General features: G+C 66.0%; 14 protein-coding genes. 10 read left to right on the forward strand and 4 right to left on the reverse strand.

Annotated features, from left to right (window positions below; all coding sequences use genetic code 11):
• Positions 1 to 13: 13 nt before the first annotated feature.
• From ruvX to gshB, 4 genes are all read right to left on the reverse strand, one after another.
• On the reverse strand, positions 14 to 445 hold the full coding sequence (gene ruvX / locus IB232_RS13505) for a Holliday junction resolvase RuvX (protein ID WP_192399140.1): 432 nt from the start codon (positions 443 to 445) through the stop codon (positions 14 to 16).
• The gene (locus tag IB232_RS13510; RefSeq protein ID WP_192399141.1) at positions 442 to 1008 is read right to left on the reverse strand and encodes a YqgE/AlgH family protein; all 567 of its coding nucleotides are present in this window, start codon (positions 1006 to 1008) and stop codon (positions 442 to 444) included. The genes ruvX and IB232_RS13510 overlap by 4 nt, the downstream gene beginning before the upstream one ends.
• A gap of 64 nt (positions 1009 to 1072) precedes the next feature.
• On the reverse strand, positions 1073 to 1975 hold the full coding sequence (locus IB232_RS13515; RefSeq protein WP_192399142.1) for an energy transducer TonB: 903 nt from the start codon (positions 1973 to 1975) through the stop codon (positions 1073 to 1075).
• A gap of 87 nt (positions 1976 to 2062) precedes the next feature.
• A complete protein-coding gene (gshB, locus tag IB232_RS13520) occupies positions 2063 to 3022 on the reverse strand; it encodes a glutathione synthase (protein ID WP_192399143.1) in 960 nt (319 codons plus the stop codon).
• Between the two features lie 225 nt (positions 3023 to 3247).
• On the opposite strand from gshB, the gene pilG reads away from it, so the two are divergent.
• The 10 genes from pilG (at position 3248) to IB232_RS13570 (ending at position 18679) form a co-directional block, all read left to right on the forward strand.
• The gene (pilG, locus tag IB232_RS13525; protein WP_021698994.1) at positions 3248 to 3655 is read left to right on the forward strand and encodes a twitching motility response regulator PilG; all 408 of its coding nucleotides are present in this window, start codon (positions 3248 to 3250) and stop codon (positions 3653 to 3655) included.
• Positions 3656 to 3700: 45 nt separating this feature from the next.
• Positions 3701 to 4066 (forward strand): twitching motility response regulator PilH, encoded by a 366-nt coding sequence (pilH, locus tag IB232_RS13530; protein WP_043216118.1) that lies wholly within the window; start codon positions 3701 to 3703, stop codon positions 4064 to 4066.
• A 47-nt stretch (positions 4067 to 4113) separates the two neighbouring features.
• Positions 4114 to 4650: a chemotaxis protein CheW gene (locus tag IB232_RS13535; protein WP_192399144.1), complete on the forward strand. Its 537-nt coding sequence runs from the start codon at positions 4114 to 4116 to the stop codon at positions 4648 to 4650.
• A gap of 86 nt (positions 4651 to 4736) precedes the next feature.
• Positions 4737 to 6779 (forward strand): methyl-accepting chemotaxis protein, encoded by a 2043-nt coding sequence (locus IB232_RS13540; protein WP_192399145.1) that lies wholly within the window; start codon positions 4737 to 4739, stop codon positions 6777 to 6779.
• 68 nt (positions 6780 to 6847) lie between these two features.
• Complete coding sequence (locus IB232_RS13545) at positions 6848 to 7711, forward strand: CheR family methyltransferase (RefSeq protein WP_192399353.1); 864 nt, start codon at positions 6848 to 6850, stop codon at positions 7709 to 7711.
• Positions 7712 to 7735: 24 nt separating this feature from the next.
• Positions 7736 to 15541: an Hpt domain-containing protein gene (locus IB232_RS13550; protein ID WP_192399146.1), complete on the forward strand. Its 7806-nt coding sequence runs from the start codon at positions 7736 to 7738 to the stop codon at positions 15539 to 15541.
• A complete protein-coding gene (locus IB232_RS13555; RefSeq protein WP_192399147.1) occupies positions 15534 to 16553 on the forward strand; it encodes a chemotaxis protein CheB in 1020 nt (339 codons plus the stop codon). Before IB232_RS13550 ends, IB232_RS13555 begins: the two co-directional genes overlap by 8 nt.
• 29 nt (positions 16554 to 16582) lie before the next feature.
• Positions 16583 to 17056, forward strand: a complete 474-nt coding sequence (locus IB232_RS13560) for a chemotaxis protein CheW (protein WP_192399148.1) — start codon at positions 16583 to 16585, stop codon at positions 17054 to 17056.
• A gap of 144 nt (positions 17057 to 17200) precedes the next feature.
• A complete protein-coding gene (locus IB232_RS13565) occupies positions 17201 to 17992 on the forward strand; it encodes an AraC family transcriptional regulator (protein WP_192399149.1) in 792 nt (263 codons plus the stop codon).
• Between the two features lie 78 nt (positions 17993 to 18070).
• Positions 18071 to 18679, forward strand: a complete 609-nt coding sequence (locus tag IB232_RS13570; RefSeq protein WP_192399150.1) for a LysE family translocator — start codon at positions 18071 to 18073, stop codon at positions 18677 to 18679.
• Positions 18680 to 18688: the final 9 nt, after the last annotated feature.

An 18688-nucleotide genomic window follows, 5' to 3' on the forward strand; every position in this document is an offset into this window, starting at 1 on the left:
GCGTTCCTCGCAATCAGTTCGAAAGATTCTGTTCCAGCCAGCCTTCCAGAAGCAGAGCGGCGGCCAGAGCGTCGACCGGGTTGTCCCGATAGCCGCCGCGCTGGCCCTGGGCCAGGCGCTGGCCCTTGGCCTCGAAGGTGGTCAGGCGTTCGTCGTGGGTATGCACCGGCAGGTTGAAGCGGCCGTTGAGGCGGCGGGCGAACTTCTCGGCGCGTTCACTCATCTCGCTCTTGGTGCCGTCCATGTTCAGTGGCAGGCCAACGACTATGGCGTCCGGCTGCCATTCCTTGATCAGCGCCTCGACCTTCTGCCAGTCCGGCACGCCGTTCTGCGCCTTGAGCACGCAGAGTTCGCGGGCCTGGCCGGTGATGGCCTGGCCGACGGCGACGCCGATCTGTTTGGTGCCGTAGTCGAAGCCCAGCAGCAGACGCGGCGTGACGCTCATGCGTGGCCGGCCTGGGCGGTAAGCAGGCTGAGGTTGATGCCCAGACGTGCGGCTGCGGCGCCCAGGCGCTGCTCGGCGGGGGTGTCGAAGAGGATGGCGGCGTCGGCCGGGCAGGTCAGCCAGGCGTTGTCGGTAAGCTCGGTCTCCAGCTGACCGGCTTCCCAGCCGGCGTAGCCGAGGGTGATCAGGTGCTTGGCCGGGCCGCTGCCATCGGCAATGGCGAACAGCGCGTCCTGAGAGGTGGACAGGGCCAGCTCGCCCAGCTCCAGGGTGGCCTGGAAGCTTTGTCCCGCCGGGTGCAGGACAAAGCCGCGATCGGTCTGCACCGGGCCGCCGGCGAAGATCGGCAGGCTCTGGCAGAGGGCGGGGGGCGTCTCGTCGGGGCGCAGTTGTTCCAGCACATCGGCCAGGTTGAGGCCGTTGGGGCGGTTGATCACCAGGCCCATGGCACCCTGTTCATTGTGCTCCACCAGGTAGGTGACGGTCTGCGCGAAGTTGGGATCGGCCATGTGCGGCATGGCGATCAGGAAGTGATGCTTGAGGTAGCTGACGGCGGTTTTCATGGTCGCTAGTTTCGACCCTGACGGCGCCGGCTTCAAGCGTCGGGCGGAAATGCCGCAGTGCCGATCAGTTGCTGGACAGGCGGTCGCCGCGCTCGAAACGCCAGGTGCGGATGATTTCCAGGCGGTCGATGTCGGCCAGGTCGCCGGTGAAGGGCGCGAAGGGCGCGGCCAGACGCACGATGCGCAAGGCGGCCTGGTCCAGCACCGGCTGGCCGGAGGGCTCTAGTACCTGCACTTCATACAGGGTGCCGTCGCGATTGATCGACACCAGTAGGCGCAGGCTGCCGTAGACGCGCTGGCGGCGAGCCTCTTCTGGATAGTTCAGGTTGCCGACCCGCTCGACCTTCTTGCGCCACTCGTCCTTGTACCAGGCTCCCTTGTCGCGCATGGTCGAGGCGGCATTGAGGCGGTGGATCTTCGGGCGCTTGGCGTAGAGCTGCTGCTCCTGGGCCAGTTCGGCCTCCAGGCTGGCGATCTCGGCGGACAGCTGGGCGGTGTCGAACACTGGCGCTGGCTGGGCGTCGGGCTGCGGCTCTTCTTCCTTCTGTTTGGTTGCGGCCTTCTGCTGTTGCTGCTTGGTGGTGGTCAGCGACGTCTTGCTGGCGACCGCCTCCTTGCGCTGGGTCGGCTGTGGCGCGGTGGCTGGGGTGACCTTGTTGACCTTGCTGTCCTGGAACGGTGCCTGCTCGGTGGTCTTGGGTGCCGCCTTGTGCTCCAGGGTGCCGCTGCCCTGCTGGTTGTGCTGGGCCAGGTAGTCGGCCTTGTCCGGCTGCTTGTCGCTGTTGAAGGTCGACAGGGTGATTTCCAGGGTCTTGCTCAGCTCGCCGGGCTTGGCCAGGGTGAAGCTGACGCCGAGGATCAGCGCCAGGTGCAGCAGGGTGGCGACGAACAGGGTGAAGCCCAGGCGATCCGCGGGGCGGATGCCGGAGCTGGTCAGTTCGGGCGGCGGTTTCAAGGCTGCGTTCATCTGGCGGGTGCGGGTTACGAATTGCCGCGCAGTCTGCCGGCTAGGGCTGGGCGCCTGCAAGCCGCAAGCGCCAAGCTGCCACCTGGATCAAGCTTTGCGCGCTGCAAGCTTGCCCTCGATGGCGTCCATAAGGCGCTCGCCGATGCGGGTGTCGAAGGCCTTGTCGATTTCGCGGATGCAGGTCGGGCTGGTCACGTTGATCTCGGTCAGGTGCTCGCCGATCACGTCCAGGCCAACGAACAGCAGGCCCTTCTCGCGCAGTACCGGGCCGACTTCGGCGGCAATCCAGCGGTCGCGCTCGGTCAGCGGACGCGCCTCGCCACGGCCGCCGGCGGCCAGGTTGCCGCGGGTCTCGCCCTGGGCCGGGATGCGTGCCAGACAGTAGGGGATCGGCTCGCCGTCGATCATCAGGATGCGCTTGTCGCCGTCCTTGATGCCCGGCAGGTAGCCCTGCGCCATGCACTGCTGGGTGCCGTGGGCAGTCAGGGTCTCGAGGATCACCGAGAGGTTGGGGTCGCCAACGCGGTGACGGAAGATCGAAGAACCGCCCATGCCATCCAGGGGTTTGAGAATGATGTCACGCTGCGTTTCGGCGAACTCGCGCAGAATGTCCGCCCTGCGGCTGACCAGGGTCGGTGGCATGCAGTGAGGGAACTGGGTGGCGAACAGTTTCTCGTTACAGTCGCGCAGGCTCTGCGGGCGGTTGACCACCAGTACGCCATCGCGCTCGGCCTGCTCCAGTAAGTAAGTGGAGTAGACGAACTCGTTATCGAAGGGCGGATCCTTGCGCATCAGAATCACGTCCAAGTCGGCCAGAGGAGCGTCTTTCTCCTCATCCAGCTCGAACCAGCGCTGCGGGTCGTTGAACACCTGCAGCGGCTGCATGCGAGCGCGGGCCTGACCGGCGTTGCTGTAGAGATCGCGCTGCTCCATATAGAAGAGAGACCAGCCGCGAGCCTGCGCGGCCAGAAGCATGGCCAGCGAGCTATCCTTCTTGAAGTTGATCTGGGCGATGGGATCCATGACGATCCCCAGGCGAATGCTCATGGGGTGAAACCTGCTTCAGGTTGGCAGAAGGGATGCGCAAGGGTGGCGCCGCAGGGCGCCACCGGTCAAGAAAAACCCCGAGTATTAGGGGCTTATAGATTGCATCAGGAGAGTGTGCTAAAAAGTCCGGACGATCGGGTCGCAGCCCGTCTAGTGTTACGGCCTCAGCCACACTGTGCTGTATAGATAAAACAAATGACTCACCGAGGCGATGGTAGGGCAGACATGGAACAGCATTCCGAGGGTTTGAAGGTCATGGTGATCGACGATTCGAAAACGATTCGTCGCACCGCCGAGACTCTGCTGAAGAAGGTGGGTTGTGAGGTCATCACTGCGGTGGATGGTTTCGATGCGTTGGCCAAGATCGCCGATACGCATCCGAGCATTATCTTCGTCGATATCATGATGCCGCGCCTCGATGGTTATCAGACCTGCGCCCTGATCAAAAACAACAGTGCTTTCAAATCCACCCCGGTGATCATGCTGTCCTCCAAGGACGGCCTGTTCGATAAGGCCAAGGGTCGCATCGTCGGTTCCGACCAGTACCTGACCAAGCCCTTCAGCAAGGAAGAGCTGCTCGGCGCCATCAAGGCGCATGTGCCCGAATTCGTCCCGGTGGAGCAAGCCTCCTGATAGCTGGCCACAAGCCGGCGATGCCTATTCCGTATGGGGAACTTCATGGCTCGTATTCTGATTGTTGATGACTCGCCGACCGAGATGTACAAACTGACCGCCATGCTCGAGAAGCATGGTCATCAGGTACTCAAGGCGGAGAATGGTGCCGACGGCGTTGCCCTGGCGCGCCAGGAAAAGCCCGATGCCGTGCTGATGGATATCGTCATGCCCGGTCTCAATGGCTTCCAGGCGACCCGTCAGCTGACCAAGGACGCCGAAACCAGCCACATCCCGGTGATCATCGTCACCACCAAGGATCAGGAAACCGACAAGGTCTGGGGCAAGCGCCAGGGCGCGCGTGACTACCTGACCAAGCCGGTCGACGAAGACACGCTGATGAAGACCCTCAACGCGGTACTGGCCGGCTGACGCCGCGCCAGTCCGTAGCCACATAAGAAGAAAAGGCCAAGGCCGGCATGTCGGACGCGCAATCCCCCTTCCAGCTTCTCGTTGACCTCGACCAGCGCTGTCGTGCGCTGGCGGCCGGTTTGCCGTCGCAGCAGCAGACGGTACAGACCTGGAGCGGTATCGGCTTCCGCATGGGCGAGCGTTATTTCGTCGCGCCGATGGGCGAGGTCGGTGAGGTTCTGCACGAGCCGCGGCACACGCTGCTGCCGGGCGTGAAGAACTGGGTCAAGGGCGTGGCCAACGTACGTGGCCGGCTGTTGCCGGTGATGGACCTGTGCGGCTTCTTCGGCAGCGAGCTGTCGCCCCTGCGCAAGCAGCGGCGGGTGCTGGTGGTGGATCACAACGAAGTGTTCGCCGGCCTGACGGTCGACGAAGTGTTCGGTATGCAGCACTTCCCGGTGGATACCTTCTCCGAGCAGTTGCCCCCTCTGGAAGCGGCCATTTCGCCGTTCATTCACGGGGTCTTCCAGCGCGAGCGACCCTGGCTGGTGTTCAGCCCGCATGCGTTGGCGCAGCACCAGGGTTTTCTCGACGTGGCGGTATAAAAAGATTTTCGGTTGGGTCGGCAGTTGCCGGCCCTTTGGCGTTACATGGGAACTGAAGTGCGGTCGGTCCAGGCGGGGGCCAAATAATGAAGAAACTCAATGCAGGCAATCTCTTGGCAGGTGTGCGCAGTAACACGCTGATCGCCGGACTCTTCATAGTCCTGATCATTTCCATCGTGTTGCTGTTCGCCAACTTCGCCTACCTCAACACCCAGTCCAACTACGACAAGGAATACATCAGCCACGCGGGCGAACTGCGCGTGCTGTCCCAGCGTATTGCGAAGAACGCCACCGAAGCGGCGACCGGCAAGGCAGAAGCCTTCCCGCTGCTGAAGGAAGCGCGTCGCGACTTCGAAGAGCGCTGGGGCTTCCTGACCTCCGGTAACGAGGCCAGCGGCCTGCCGGCGGCTCCGGAGTCGGTGAAAGCGCAGATGGACGAGGTGCAGAAGGACTGGGACGTGCTGCGGCAGAACGCGGACGCCATCCTGCAGAGCGAACAGACCGTACTGTCTCTGCACCAGGTAGCCGCCACCCTCGCCGAAACCATCCCGCAGCTGCAGGTCGAGTACGAAGAGGTGGTCGACATCCTGCTGCAGAGCGGTGCACCCGCTGCCCAGGTCTCGGTTGCCCAGCGTCAGTCGCTGCTCGCCGAACGTATCCTCGGCTCGGTGAACAAGGTGCTGGCCGGTGACGACGACTCCGTCCAGGCCGCCGACATGTTCGGCCGCGACGCCAGCCTGTTCGGTCGCGTGCTCAAGGCGATGATCGAAGGCAATAGTGCCATGGAGATCTCCGCCGTTACCGATCCTGACGCCCTGGAGCGTCTGGCCGAGATTTCCGAGCTGTTCCAGTTCGTATCCGGCTCGGTGGACGAGATCCTCGAGACCTCCCCGGAGCTGTTCCAGGTCCGTGAGTCCGCCAACACCATCTTCACCGGCTCGCAGACCCTGCTGGACAAGACCTCCGGCCTGGCCACCGAGTTCGAGAACCTGGCCGACGGCCGTTATTTCAACACCATCGCCGGTTACGTGCTGGGCGCCCTGGCCCTGGCCTCGATCATCCTGATCGGCCTGGTAATGGTGCGCGAGACCAACCGTCGACTGGCGTCCACCGCCGAGAAGAACGAACGTAACCAGTCGGCGATTCTGCGACTGCTCGACGAAATCGCCGACCTCGCCGACGGTGACCTGACAGTGGCCGCGACCGTAACCGAGGACTTCACCGGTGCGATCGCGGACTCCATCAACTACTCCATCGACCAGCTGCGCGACCTGGTAGCGACGATCAACTCGACCGCCGTACAGGTGGCCGCCGCCGCCCAGGAAACCCAGGCTACCGCGATGCACCTGGCCGAAGCTTCCGAGCACCAGGCCCAGGAAATCGCCGGTGCTTCCGCGGCGATCAACGAAATGGCCGTGTCGATTGACCAGGTATCGGCGAACGCCGCGGAATCCTCCGCGGTAGCGGAGCGTTCCGTAGCCATCGCCAACAAGGGTAACGAAGTCGTACACAACACCATCACCGGCATGGATAACATCCGTGAGCAGATCCAGGACACTTCGAAGCGGATCAAGCGCCTCGGTGAATCGTCCCAGGAGATCGGTGACATCGTTAGCCTGATTAACGACATTGCCGACCAGACCAACATCCTCGCACTGAACGCCGCGATCCAGGCGTCCATGGCCGGTGACGCGGGCCGCGGCTTCGCCGTGGTAGCGGACGAGGTACAACGCCTCGCAGAACGTTCCTCCGCGGCAACCAAGCAGATCGAGGCGCTGGTTAAGACGATTCAGACCGACACCAACGAAGCGGTTATCTCCATGGAGCAGACCACTTCCGAAGTGGTACGCGGAGCCCGCCTGGCGCAGGACGCCGGTGTGGCCCTGGAAGAGATCGAGAAGGTATCCAAGACCCTCGCGGCCTTGATCCAGAACATCTCCAACGCCGCACGTCAGCAGGCTTCGTCCGCTGGCCACATCTCGAACACCATGAACGTGATTCAGGAGATCACCTCGCAGACCTCCGCAGGTACCACCGCTACCGCCAAGAGCATTGGTAACCTGGCCAAGATGGCCAGTGAGATGCGTCGTTCGGTATCCGGCTTCACCCTGCCGGACGGCCAGGCCTGATCAAGGGAGGTGCGGCAGCCTGAGAGGGCTGCCGCCCGGGGCATTCGGCCATGAGCGAGGGGCACGGCATGCAGCCAAGCGGCGTCTGGGCCTTGAAACCCCTGGCCGACATGTCACAGGCGGAGTTCCGCGACTGGCAGGCGCTGCTCGAAGAGCGCACTGGCGTGGTGATCAACGAACAACGCCGGGCATTCCTGCAGACCAACCTGACCGCGCGCATGCGTGAACTGGGCGTCGGCGACTACGCCAGCTACTTCCGCCAGGTCACCGATGGCCCGCGTGGCGCGGTGGAATGGTCGACCCTGCTGGACCGCCTGACCGTGCAGGAGACCCGCTTCTTCCGCCACCGCCCGTCCTTTGACGTCCTGGAAAGTTACCTGCGCGGCCGCCTGGCCACGGATGAACAGCAGCAGCCCCTGGCCCTGTGGAGCGTTGGCTGCTCCAGTGGCGAGGAGCCCTACTCGATGGCCATCGCGGCCGCCGAGGTATTGCGCGATGTGGGCAGTGATCGGCAGTTCGGCGTGACCGGCACCGATATCAGCCTGAATGTGTTGAACAAGGCGCGCGACGCGACATATGTCGCGCGCAAGCTGGAACAGATGGACAGCGACCTGTGCGAGCGCTACTTCCTCGCCCAGGACGATGGCCGTTACCAAGTGGTGCCGGACCTGGCCGCGCGCGTCTGCGTGGCCCGGTTGAATGTGCTGGAGCTGGCCAAGGCGCCGCAGTCCGGCATGGACGTAATCTTTTGTCAGAACCTGCTGATCTATTTCCGCCGCTGGCGCCGCCGCGAAATCCTTAACCGTCTGGCCGAACGCCTGGCGCCGGGGGGCATGCTGGTGGTGGGAGTGGGGGAAGTGGTCGGTTGGCAGCATCCGGATTTAGAACCGGTGGCTGACGAGCGCGTTCTGGCGTTCACCCGCAAGGGCTAAGACAAGAATATGAGTGGAGTCGGTATGGGTGATCGGCACGACTATGTCGCCCTGGAGTGGGTCAAAGGCGAGATCGCGGAAACCCTGAAGCAGGCGCGTCAGGCCCTGGAGGCGTTCGTCGAGAACCCGCAGGACGCCACGCGCATGCGCTTCTGCCAGACCTATGTGCACCAGGTTCACGGCACCCTGCAGATGGTCGAGTTCTACGGGGCTGCTCTGCTCGCCGAGGAAATGGAGCAGCTGACCCAGGCCCTGCTGGATGGGCGCGTTGGTAACCAGAACGAAGCTCTGGAAGTGCTGATGCAGGCCATCCTGCAGCTGCCGGCCTACCTGGATCGCATCCAGAGCGCGCGTCGCGACCTGCCGATGGTCGTGCTGCCGCTGCTCAACGACCTGCGTGCCGCCCGCGGCGAGAATCTGCTGTCGGAAACCAGCCTGTTCTCCCCGGACCTGTCCGGCCGCCTGCCGGCGCTGTCGCTCGACTCCCTGGAAAAACTGCGTACGGCCGAGCTGCCCGTGCTGCTGCGCAAGCTGCGGCAGATGCTGCAGATGGCTCTGGTCGGCGTGATCCGCAACCAGGACCTGGCCACCAACTTGGGCTACATGGCCCGCGTCTTCGCACGCCTGGAAACCCTGTGCAAGGAGGCGCCGCTCGGCCCGCTGTGGCAGATCGCCTCGGGCATGGTCGAAGGCCTGGCCAACGGCAGCGTGACCAATAGCGCCTCGGTGCGCACCCTGCTGCGCCAAGTCGACAAGGAGCTCAAGCGCCTGGTCGATCAGGGCGCCGACGGCATCAACCATACCGCCCCGGACGAGCTGACCAAGAACCTGCTGTTCTACGTGGCCAAGGCCTCGGCGCAGTCGCCGCGCCTGCGTGCGCTGAAGGACCAGTACCGCCTCGACGAGGCCCTGCCCGACAGCGGCGTGGTCGACGAAGAGCGCGCCCGCCTGGCCGGCCCGGACCGCGACGCCATGCGTTCCGTGGTTGCCGCGCTGTGTGAGGAGCTGGTGCGGGTCAAGGACAGCCTCGACCTGTTCGTGCGCAGCGATCGCAAACAGGTCGCCGAACTGGACGGCCTGCTGGCGCCGCTCAAGCAGATCGCCGATACCCTGGCGGTGCTCGGCTTCGGCCAGCCGCGCAAGGTCATCGTCGATCAGCTCGACGTGGTACACAGCCTCTCCGTCGGCCAGCGCGAGCCGAGCGATGCGGTGCTGATGGACGTGGCCGGCGCGCTGCTCTATGTCGAGGCCACCCTGGCCGGCATGGTCGGCCCTGGCGACGATCAACAGAACGAACAGAGCCACCTGCCGACCACCGACGTGGCGCAGATTCACCAGTTGGTGATCAAGGAAGCGCGTACCGGCCTGGAACAGGCCAAGGATGCGATCATTGAGTTCATCGCCTCGCAGTGGAACCACGAGCACCTGGCCCGCGTGCCCGAGCTGCTGACCCAGGTCCGTGGCGGCCTGGCCATGATTCCGCTGACCCGCGCCGCTTCGCTGCTGCAGGCCTGCACCCGCTATATCCAGGAACAGCTGCTGGTCCGCAAGGCCGTGCCCAACTGGCAGAACCTGGACACCCTGGCTGACGCCATCACCAGCGTCGAGTACTACCTGGAGCGCCTGGCCGAAGACCACGCCAGCCAGGGCGACCTGATTCTCGATGTCGCCGAGGAAAGCCTGGAGAGCCTGGGCTACCCGCTCAAGGAAAAGCCCTCGATCCTCGATCGCATCGAACCGCGCGAGGAGGCACCGGCGCCGCTGGCCGACCCGCTGCAGGACATCGAAGTGCTGGCCGCCGAAGAGGTCGCCTTCGAGGAACCGCTGCTGGAAGAACAGCCGCTGGAGCGCGAAGAGCTGCCCGCGCTGTCGCTGGAAGAGTCGAGCGAAGAACTGAGCATCGAGTTTGCCGAGCTGCCGGTCGAAGAGGCCGGCGAGCTGCTGGTCTCCGACGATAACTGGAGCTTGGGCGAGATCACGCCGGAAGCGTCCGGCGGTATCGATCTGAGCCTGGAAGCCCCGCTCGAGCTGGGTACTCTGGACGATCTGCAGCCGCTGTCCGGCGAGCTTGAAGAGCTCAGCCTCGATAGCTCCTTCAGCGTCGAAGCTGGCGATCTGTCGAGCAGCGAGGAGCTGCCGGCGCTGGGCGAGAACCTGAGCGAACTGTCGCTGGAAGCCGAAGAGCTCAACCTAGACAGTGCCCCGGCCAACTGGGACGAGCTGGAAATCGCCGATCTCGAGCTGCCGGAAGTCGAACTGCCGAGCGCCCCGGTCGAGCCCGAGCCGGTTCAGCCGGCGGCCGACAAGCCGATGACCATGGCTGAAGTGATGGCCGCTCCGGTGCAGGCGATCAACCCGCCGGCCCAGGACGTGCCGCTGAGCCTGCTGCCGCCGCCTGCCGACGAGGAGCCGGTGGATGAGGAGCTGCTGGAGGTCTTCATCGAGGAGGTCGGCGAGGTTCTTGAAACCATCAACGAATACCTCCCGCAATGGCGTGCGGACACCGACAACAAGGACGCGCTGACCGAAGTGCGGCGCGCCTTCCATACCCTCAAGGGCAGCGGCCGCATGGTCCGCGCCCTGATCATCGGCGAGCTGGGCTGGTCCATCGAGAACATGCTCAACCGCGTGCTGGATCGCAGCATCCAGCCTGATCAGCCGGTACAGCAGGTCATAGTCGATGTAGTGGAACTGATGCCGGCCCTGGTCGACGAGTTCGCCGCCAAGGCCCAGCGCCAGCGCGACGACGTCGACCGTCTGGCCGCCACCGCCCATGCCCTGGCCCGTGGTCAGGTGCCGAGCTTCGCCAGTGCGCCGAATGTCGCCGAGTTACAGAGCGAGCCGGAGGCTGAGCCGGCCGCCGAGCTGCAGGTAGAAAAGATCGAGGTCGATTTCGCCCAGGAGGAGCTGCCGCAGGCAGTCGCTCCCGCGCTGGCCGCCAGCGATGACGAGGCCCTCGACCCGCTGCTCCTGGAGATCTTCCGCAACGAGGCCGAGACCCACCTGGACACCCTGGTCGGTTTCCTCGCCGACTGCGCCCAGGAATTGCCGCAGCCGGTGACCGATGCCCTGCAGCGCGCGCTGCACACCCTCAAGGGCAGCGCGCACATGGCCGGTATCCTGCCGATCGCCGAGATAGCCACGCCCCTGGAAAAGCTGGTCAAGGAATTCAAGACCAACCTGATCGACATGGACCTGGGCGAGGCGGAGCTGCTGCGCGACGCCGAGCACCTGTTCCGCGCCGGCCTGGAGCAACTGGAGAGCCAGCCGCTGGCGCCGATTCCGGGGGCCGCCGAGTTCCTCGAGCGGGTGCAGAAGCTGCACAACTCCCGCCTGGAAAGCGCCGAGAGCGCGCGCCTGGAAGAGCAGGATTACCGCGATCCGCAGCTGATCTCGATCTTCCTCGCCGAGGGCATGGATATCCTGCTCGACGCCGAGGACCTGCTGCGCAAGTGGCGCGAACACCCCAGCGAGCAGCAGGAGCTGTCCGCCCTGCTGGAAGAGCTGACCACCCTCGGCCGTGGCGCCGAGATGGCCGAGCTGCCGCAGATCGACGAGCTGTGCCAGGCCCTGCTGGCGCTTTACCAGGCCGTGCTGGATGGTCGCCTGGCGGTCAGCGAGCACTTCTTCGCCGAGGCCGAGGCCGCCCACGAGGCGCTGATCGGCCAGATGGACCAGGTCGCCGCAGCCCTGCAGGTCAGCCCGCAGCCCGAGCGCGTGGCGGCCCTGCGCAATCTGCTGGATCAGGCGCTCGATCCGGCCACCCTGGCGCTGTTGCATACCGATGCCGCGGCTGGCCTGGAAGTGGTCGAGCTGGACGAGCTGCCCGCCGTTGAGCCGGAGCCCGCGCCGCAATCCGAGCCGGAGCCCGAACCACTGGCCGAGCCGGAAAGCTTCGCCGCTCCCGAGCCGCAGCCGGCGTTCGAGTCGGTAGCTCCGCTGGCGAGCATGCCGGAAAACCTCGACGCCGAGATGGTGGAGATATTCCTGGAGGAGGCCGTCGACATCCTCGACAGCGCCGGCCAGGCCCTCGACCGCTGGCTGAGCGACCCCGATAGCAACCTGGCCCTGTCGTCCCTGCAGCGCGACCTGCACACCCTCAAGGGCGGTGCGCGCATGGCCGAGATTCGCGCCATCGGCGACCTCGCCCACGAGCTGGAATCCCTCTACGAAGGCCTGGTGGATCGCCGCTTCAGCTATTCCCCGGCCCTGGCCGGCCTGCTGCAGCAGAGCCATGACCGCCTGGCTGTGGTGCTCGAACAGCTGCAGCGCGGCCAGCCGTTGCTGGACTCCTCGGCGTTGATCGATGCGATACGCTCCTTTCGCCAGGGCGGCCCGATAGCCGCGCCGAGTCATTCGGCCAGTAGCGAAAGCCAAGCCGCGATCGGCGCGGTGGAGTCCACAGTCGACGAGCTGCCCTCGATCCAACTGGAGGAGGACGCTGCGCCCTCGGCTGAGATCGACCTGGGCGAGCTGGCCGAAGTGGACTTCGTTGCGCCGCAGCTGGACGAGCTGCCGGAGCTGCACATCGAGTCTGCCGCGGCGCCGGCCGAAGAGTTGCCGGAAGAGCTGCCCGCGCTGAGCTCGGACGAATGGCATCTGGACGAATCACTGCCGGCCCTCGGTGCCGAGGCACTGGACGATCTGCCGTCCGCCGATCTGCAGCCGCTGCCCGAAGCTGCTGCTGCGGAAGAGCCGAGCGAGTCGCCGGAGATCGACCTGGGCGAGCTGGCCGAGGTGGACTTCGTCGCGCCGCAGCTGGACGAGCTGCCGGAGCTGCATATGGAGCCTGCCGCCGAGCAGCCCGGCGAACCGCTGCCGGAAGAGCTGCCTGCGCTGAGCTCGGACGAATGGCACCTGGACGAGTCCCTGCCGGCCCTGGGCGCCGAAGACCTGGAGCCGCTTGCGCCGGACCTGCCGCAGGCCGAGATTGCCGAGCCCGAGCCCGAGCCCGAGCCCGAGCCTGTTATTCAATCCGCCGCACCGATTGCCGCTGCGCCAGCACCTGCGGTCGACCGCGATCCGGAGCTGGTGGAGATCTTCCTCGAGGAAGGTTTCGACATCATGGACAGCGCCGGGGCCGCCCTGCAGCGCTGGATGGCCGATGTCGACAACACCCTCGAAGTGGAAGCCCTGCAGCGCGACCTGCACACCCTAAAGGGTGGTGCACGCATGGCCGAGATTCGCGAGATCGGCGATCTGGCCCATGAACTGGAGTTCCTCTACGAAGGCGTCGGCGATGGCCGCCTGAAGGCCAACGGCGATCTGTTCGGCGTGCTGCAGGCCTGCCACGATCGTCTCTCCGAGATGCTCGAAGCGGTGCGCGACAACCGTGCGATTCCCGATGGCCTGGCCCTGATCGAGACCATCAAGCGCTTCCGCGCCGACCCCGACGCGCAGCTGAGCATGCCCACCAGCGTGCACCTGCAGCCGGTGGTGGAAGAAGAGCTTGGCGCTGAAGCCGACGACATTCTCGACATCTTCCTCGAGGAGGCGGATGAACTGCTGGAGGCCATGGAGGCCGACATCGGGCGCTGGGAAGCTGATCGCAGCAATGGCAGCCCCATCGACGAGCTGCTGCGCATTCTGCACACCCTCAAGGGCGGTGCCCGCCTGGCCGGGCAGAAGCGCCTGGGCGACCTCAGTCACGACTTCGAACAGCACCTGACCGAGGCCCAACAGCAGGGCGCGCCCTGGCCGGACAGCCTGTTCCTCGACGTGCAGTCCGGTTACGAGGGGCTGCAGAAGGAACTCGATCAGCTGCGCAAGCGCCTGGACGACAGCCAGGTGGCCGAGACCCAGGCCGCTCCGGTGGCCGAGCCGCAACCGCTCGAATCGACTCCGGCGCCCGTGGCGCTGAGCACGCCGATCGTCGCCGCCAGCGCCCAGCCGCAGCAGTCGCAACAGGTCAAGGTACTGCCCTTCGTCGAGCGCGCCGCCGAGGCCGCCGCCCGCGCCGCCGCTCAGCGTGCGCCGCAGGAGCTGGTCAAGGTGCCGGCGGATCTGCTCGAAGGTCTGGTCAACCTGGCCGGTGAGACCTCGATCTTCCGTGGTCGCGTCGAGCAGCAGGTCAGCGACTTCGGCTTCACCCTCGGCGAGATGGAAGCGACCATCGAGCGGGTGCGCGATCAGCTGCGCCGTCTCGACATCGAGACCCAGGCGCAGATCCTCAGCCGTTACCAGGCCGAGGCCGAGCGTGCCGGCTACGAAGACTTCGACCCGCTGGAAATGGACCGTCACTCGCAGCTGCAGCAGCTGTCGCGTGCGCTGTTCGAGTCGGCCTCCGACTTGCTCGACCTGAAGGAAACCCTGGCCACGCGTAACCGCGATGCCGAGACCCTGCTGCTGCAGCAGGCACGGGTCAATACCGAGCTGCAGGAAGGCCTGATGCGCACCCGCATGGTGCCATTCGACCGCCTGGTGCCGCGTCTGCGCCGGATCGTCCGCCAGGTGGCCGGCGAGCTGGGCAAGCAGGTCGAGTTCCATGTCGGCAACGCCGAAGGCGAGATGGACCGTACCGTGCTGGAACGCATCGTCGCGCCGCTGGAACACATGCTGCGCAACGCCGTCGACCACGGCATCGAGCCGGGCGACAAGCGCCGCGCCGCCGGCAAGTCGGAAGTCGGCAATATCCGTCTGACCCTCGGTCGCGAAGGTGGCGACATCCTCCTGACCCTGGCCGACGACGGTGGCGGCATCCGCCTCGATGCTGTCAAGCGCAAGGCCATCGAACGCGGCCTGATGGATGCGGACAGTGATCTCACCGATCACGAGGTGTTGCAGTTCATCCTTGAGGCCGGCTTCTCCACCGCCGAGAAGGTCACCCAGATCTCCGGGCGTGGCGTGGGTATGGACGTGGTGCACTCCGAGGTCAAACAGCTCGGCGGCTCCATGAGCATCGAGTCGACCGTCGGCGAGGGCACGCGCTTCCTGATCCGCCTGCCATTCACCGTGTCGGTCAACCGCGCGCTGATGGTGGTCTCCGGCGAAGACTTCTACGCCATCCCGCTGAACACCATCGAAGGTATCGTGCGGGTCTCGCCGTATGAGCTGGAGGCCTACTACGGTCCGGACGCCCCGCGCTTCGAGTACGCCGGCCAGGCCTACGAGCTGAAGTACCTGGGCGACCTGCTGAACAACGGCCAGCAACCCAAACTGGTGGGCCAGAGCCTGCCGCTGCCGGTGATCCTGGTGCGTTCCAGCGAACACGCGGTGGCCGTGCAGGTGGACGCCCTGGCCGGCTCCCGCGAGATCGTGGTGAAGAGCCTCGGCCCGCAGTTCGCCGGCGTGCACGGCATCTCCGGTGCGACCATCCTCGGTGACGGTCGCGTGGTGGTGATTCTCGACCTGCTGGCGACCATTCGTGTGCGCCACGCGCACCTGCTGGGCCAGGTGCAGATGCCGCGCTTGGTCAATCAGGACACGACGGCCAGCGATACCGATACCACCCGGCCGACCCTGGTCATGGTGGTGGACGACTCGGTCACTGTGCGCAAGGTCACCAGCCGCCTGCTGGAACGCAACGGCATGAACGTGCTGACCGCCAAGGACGGGGTCGACGCCATCGCCCAGCTGCAGGAGCACAAGCCGGACATCATGCTGCTCGACATCGAGATGCCGCGCATGGACGGTTTCGAAGTGGCCACCCTGGTGCGCCACGACGAGCGCCTCAAGGACCTGCCGATCATCATGATCACCTCGCGGACCGGCGAGAAGCACCGCGATCGGGCCATGGCCATCGGCGTCAACGAATACCTGGGCAAGCCGTACCAGGAGTCGGATCTGCTGGAAAACATCCTGAAACTGGTCAAGGACAAGGCCAATGGCTGACAGAACTGCTGCTCGTATCGCGGTCATCGCCGACACCTCGCTGCAGCGCCACGTGCTGCAGCAGGCTCTGTCCGGCAGCGGCTACCAGGTGGTGCTCAACAGCGACCCGGCGCGTCTCGACGAGGCCGCCCTGGCCGACTGCGAGACCGACCTGTGGCTGGTCGACCTGGCCCAGTCGGAAGACTCGCCCCTGGTCGACAATCTCCTGGAGAAGGCCAGCGCTCCGGTGCTGTTCGGCGAGGGCCACGCCCCGGAACGCCACTCGGAAAACTACCCGCGCTGGGAGCGCCGCCTGTTCGGCAAACTCAAGCGCCTGGTCGGCGATCCGGCCCAGGCCGTAGGCCCGAGCCTGGAAGCCCTGCTGGCCGAGGCGCAGCGCCCCAGCCGCCTGGAGCTGCCGGCCTCGCTGGCCGAGACGCCGCTGGTAGCCGGTGAGCCGGCCAAGCAGGTCTGGCTGCTGGCCGCCTCGCTCGGTGGTCCGGCGGCGGTGAAGGAGTTCCTCGACGCGCTGCCCGGTGGCCTGCCGATCGGCTTCGTCTATGCCCAGCACATCGATGCCGCCTTCGAGACGGCGCTGCCCCAGGCCGTCGGCCGTCACAGCCAGTGGCACGTCAACCCGGCGCGCAACGGCGATGCCGTGCGTTGCGGCGAAGTGGTGGTGGCGCCGATCAGCAACGAGCTGGGCTTCGCCGAGGATGGCGCCATGCAGGTGGCCGATCGCGGCTGGCCGGAGCCCTACAGTCCGTCCATCGACCAGATGATGCTCAACCTGGCCCAGCAGTTCGGCGCCCATTGTGGCGTGATCGCCTTCAGCGGCATGGGCAGCGACGGCAGCGCCGCCGCGGCCTACGTGCGTCGCCAGGGTGGCGTGATCTGGACCCAGAAAGCCGACAGCTGCGCCAGCCCGAGCATGCCCGACAGCCTGCGAGAAGGCGGCTACAGCAGCTACAGCGGCGATCCACGCGAGCTGGCCTCCGCCCTGGTCAATCACCTGGCCGAACAGTGCCAGTAACGGCGCCAGCAGTCATTCAAGGAGCCGCCATGAGCCAAGCCATCGCTAGCCAGAACAGCATCAGCAGTCTCACCGGCCTGCTGGTGCCGCTGGCCGACCGCACCCTGCTGCTGCCCAACGTGGCGGTGGCCGAGCTGATTCCCTACCGTCCGCCGCATGTCACGCCGGGGCTGCCGTCCTGGTTCCTCGGTCAGGTGGCCTGGCGCGACCTGCAGTTGCCGCTGCTGTCGTTCGAGGCGGCCTCCGACGGCCAGCCGCAGATCGGCCCGGGCGTGCGGGTGGCGGTGCTCAATGCCATGGGCGGTCGCGACAAGGTCAAGTTCATCGCTCTGCTGGTGCAGGGTATCCCGCGCTCGATGAAGGTCGATGGCAACCTGCAGCGCGCCGGTGGCGCCACTCTGGCTCCGCTGGAGCTGGATGCGGTGCAGCTCGGCGAAGCCGTGGTCAAGATCCCAGACCTGATCGGTCTGGAGCAAAAGCTGGCGGACGCCGGCCTGATCTGAAAATCACCCGCCCAATGCCTGCGCTTGCCGATACTGCGTTGGAAATGGCTTCGAAATGCTCATTTACCACTCGTAAACTGCGCTTTCTCAGCCCTTTCCGCCTAGTCTCGACTGCGCTCGGCGATTGCTCGGGCGATTTTTGAGATGAGCTCGGTCCGCCTGGCGCGCCTCGGCGACCTCGAGGTAGCCAGCAGCTGCGTGCCGGGCCAGCACTTCGAGAAACACAGCCACGACGAATTCGTCATCGGTGCCAACCTGGTGGGCGAAGAGCGCATCTGGCTGGATGGCCGAACCTTCGACGCCGGTGTCGGCGCCATCACTACCTACAACCCCGGCGAGATCCAGGGCGGCGGTGCCCGCGAAGGGCAGCCCTGGCGCTATGTCAGCCTGTACCTGCCCGCGGCGCGGCTGGCCGAGAGCCTGGGGCGCAGCGAGCTGCAGTTCGAGCGCCCGCTGCAGTACGCACCGGCTCTGGCCGGCGAGCTGGCCCGCGCGATAGAAACCTGCCTGAGCGACGATCCGCAGCTGCGCGAGTTCGGCGAGGAGGGCGTGACTCTGCTGCTCGGGCGGATCGCCAGCGGCGCCGGCGTGCGTCTGGCGGCGAGCCGGGATGTCGGCAGCGAGGCGGTCGGGCGCCTGCAGGAACTGCTGGCCGCAAGCCTGGAGCAGACGCCGAGCCTGGAGCAGATGGCGGCGGCGGTAGACCTGTCCAAGTTCCACCTGCTGCGTGCCTTCAAGCGCCGTACCGGGCTCAGTCCGCGGCAGTGGGCCATGCAACTGCGCACCCGCCGCGCCCAGGGGCTGTTGCGCCTCGGCGTGCCGGCCGGCGAGGTGGCTCATGCCCTGGGCTTCGCCGACCAGAGTCATCTCAACCGCCACTTCCGCGCCGCCTACGGCGTCAGTCCCGGTCGCTACCAGGCGCTGGTCCGACGCTGAGCGCGCAGCAATCCGGTTCAAGTCAGCGGGTCGCGCTTCGCCGATAATCCGCGCCGTCATCGCTTCGGAGCGCTTTCCATGCTGGCCATCTTCCTCGCCGCCATGCTGTTCGGCCTGGCCTTCTGCGCGTCCCCCGGCGCCGTGTTCAGCGAGACCCTGCGCCGCGGCCTGACCGGTGGCTTCCGTCCGGCGCTGCTGGTGCAGCTGGGGTCGCTGATCGGCGACGCTGTGTGGGCGCTGATCGGCCTGACCAGCCTGGTCCTGCTGCTGGCCCAGGATAGCGTGCGCGTGCCGCTGACCATCGCCTGCGCGGCCTACCTGGTCTGGCTCGGCATCCAGGGCCTGCGCGATGCCTGGCGGCCGCCGGTGCAGGAGGAGGGGGCGGCGCAGGGGCGCAATGCCTTCGGCGCCGGTGCGCTGCTGTCGCTGTCCAATCCGAAGAACATCGTGTTCTGGGGTGCCCTGGGCAGTGCGCTGGCGGGCATCGTCGAGGGCACGCCGAGCCGCACGGAGATGGCGGTGTTCTTCGCCGGCTTCATGCTCGCCTCGCTGCTCTGGTGCTTTATCTGCGCGGCGCTGGTGGACTGGTTGCGGCGCAACACTTCGGTGTTCTGGCACCGCATCAGCTATGCCGGTTGCGGCCTGTTGTTGCTGGCGCTGGCCGGGCTGACCCTGCGCGGGTTGTGAGCGCCCAGC

This window comes from Pseudomonas sp. PDM15, assembly GCF_014851565.1.
GTDB lineage: Bacteria > Pseudomonadota > Gammaproteobacteria > Pseudomonadales > Pseudomonadaceae > Aquipseudomonas.

Coding starts and splice junctions, on each gene's coding strand:
- ruvX (WP_192399140.1), bottom strand. CDS start 445: ATGAGCGTCACGCCGCGTCTGCTGCTGGGCTTCGACTACGGCACCAAA.
- IB232_RS13510 (WP_192399141.1), bottom strand. CDS start 1,008: ATGAAAACCGCCGTCAGCTACCTCAAGCATCACTTCCTGATCGCCATG.
- IB232_RS13515 (WP_192399142.1), bottom strand. CDS start 1,975: ATGAACGCAGCCTTGAAACCGCCGCCCGAACTGACCAGCTCCGGCATC.
- gshB (WP_192399143.1), bottom strand. CDS start 3,022: ATGAGCATTCGCCTGGGGATCGTCATGGATCCCATCGCCCAGATCAAC.
- pilG (WP_021698994.1), top strand. CDS start 3,248: ATGGAACAGCATTCCGAGGGTTTGAAGGTCATGGTGATCGACGATTCG.
- pilH (WP_043216118.1), top strand. CDS start 3,701: ATGGCTCGTATTCTGATTGTTGATGACTCGCCGACCGAGATGTACAAA.
- IB232_RS13535 (WP_192399144.1), top strand. CDS start 4,114: ATGTCGGACGCGCAATCCCCCTTCCAGCTTCTCGTTGACCTCGACCAG.
- IB232_RS13540 (WP_192399145.1), top strand. CDS start 4,737: ATGAAGAAACTCAATGCAGGCAATCTCTTGGCAGGTGTGCGCAGTAAC.
- IB232_RS13545 (WP_192399353.1), top strand. CDS start 6,848: ATGCAGCCAAGCGGCGTCTGGGCCTTGAAACCCCTGGCCGACATGTCA.
- IB232_RS13550 (WP_192399146.1), top strand. CDS start 7,736: ATGGGTGATCGGCACGACTATGTCGCCCTGGAGTGGGTCAAAGGCGAG.
- IB232_RS13555 (WP_192399147.1), top strand. CDS start 15,534: ATGGCTGACAGAACTGCTGCTCGTATCGCGGTCATCGCCGACACCTCG.
- IB232_RS13560 (WP_192399148.1), top strand. CDS start 16,583: ATGAGCCAAGCCATCGCTAGCCAGAACAGCATCAGCAGTCTCACCGGC.
- IB232_RS13565 (WP_192399149.1), top strand. CDS start 17,201: ATGAGCTCGGTCCGCCTGGCGCGCCTCGGCGACCTCGAGGTAGCCAGC.
- IB232_RS13570 (WP_192399150.1), top strand. CDS start 18,071: ATGCTGGCCATCTTCCTCGCCGCCATGCTGTTCGGCCTGGCCTTCTGC.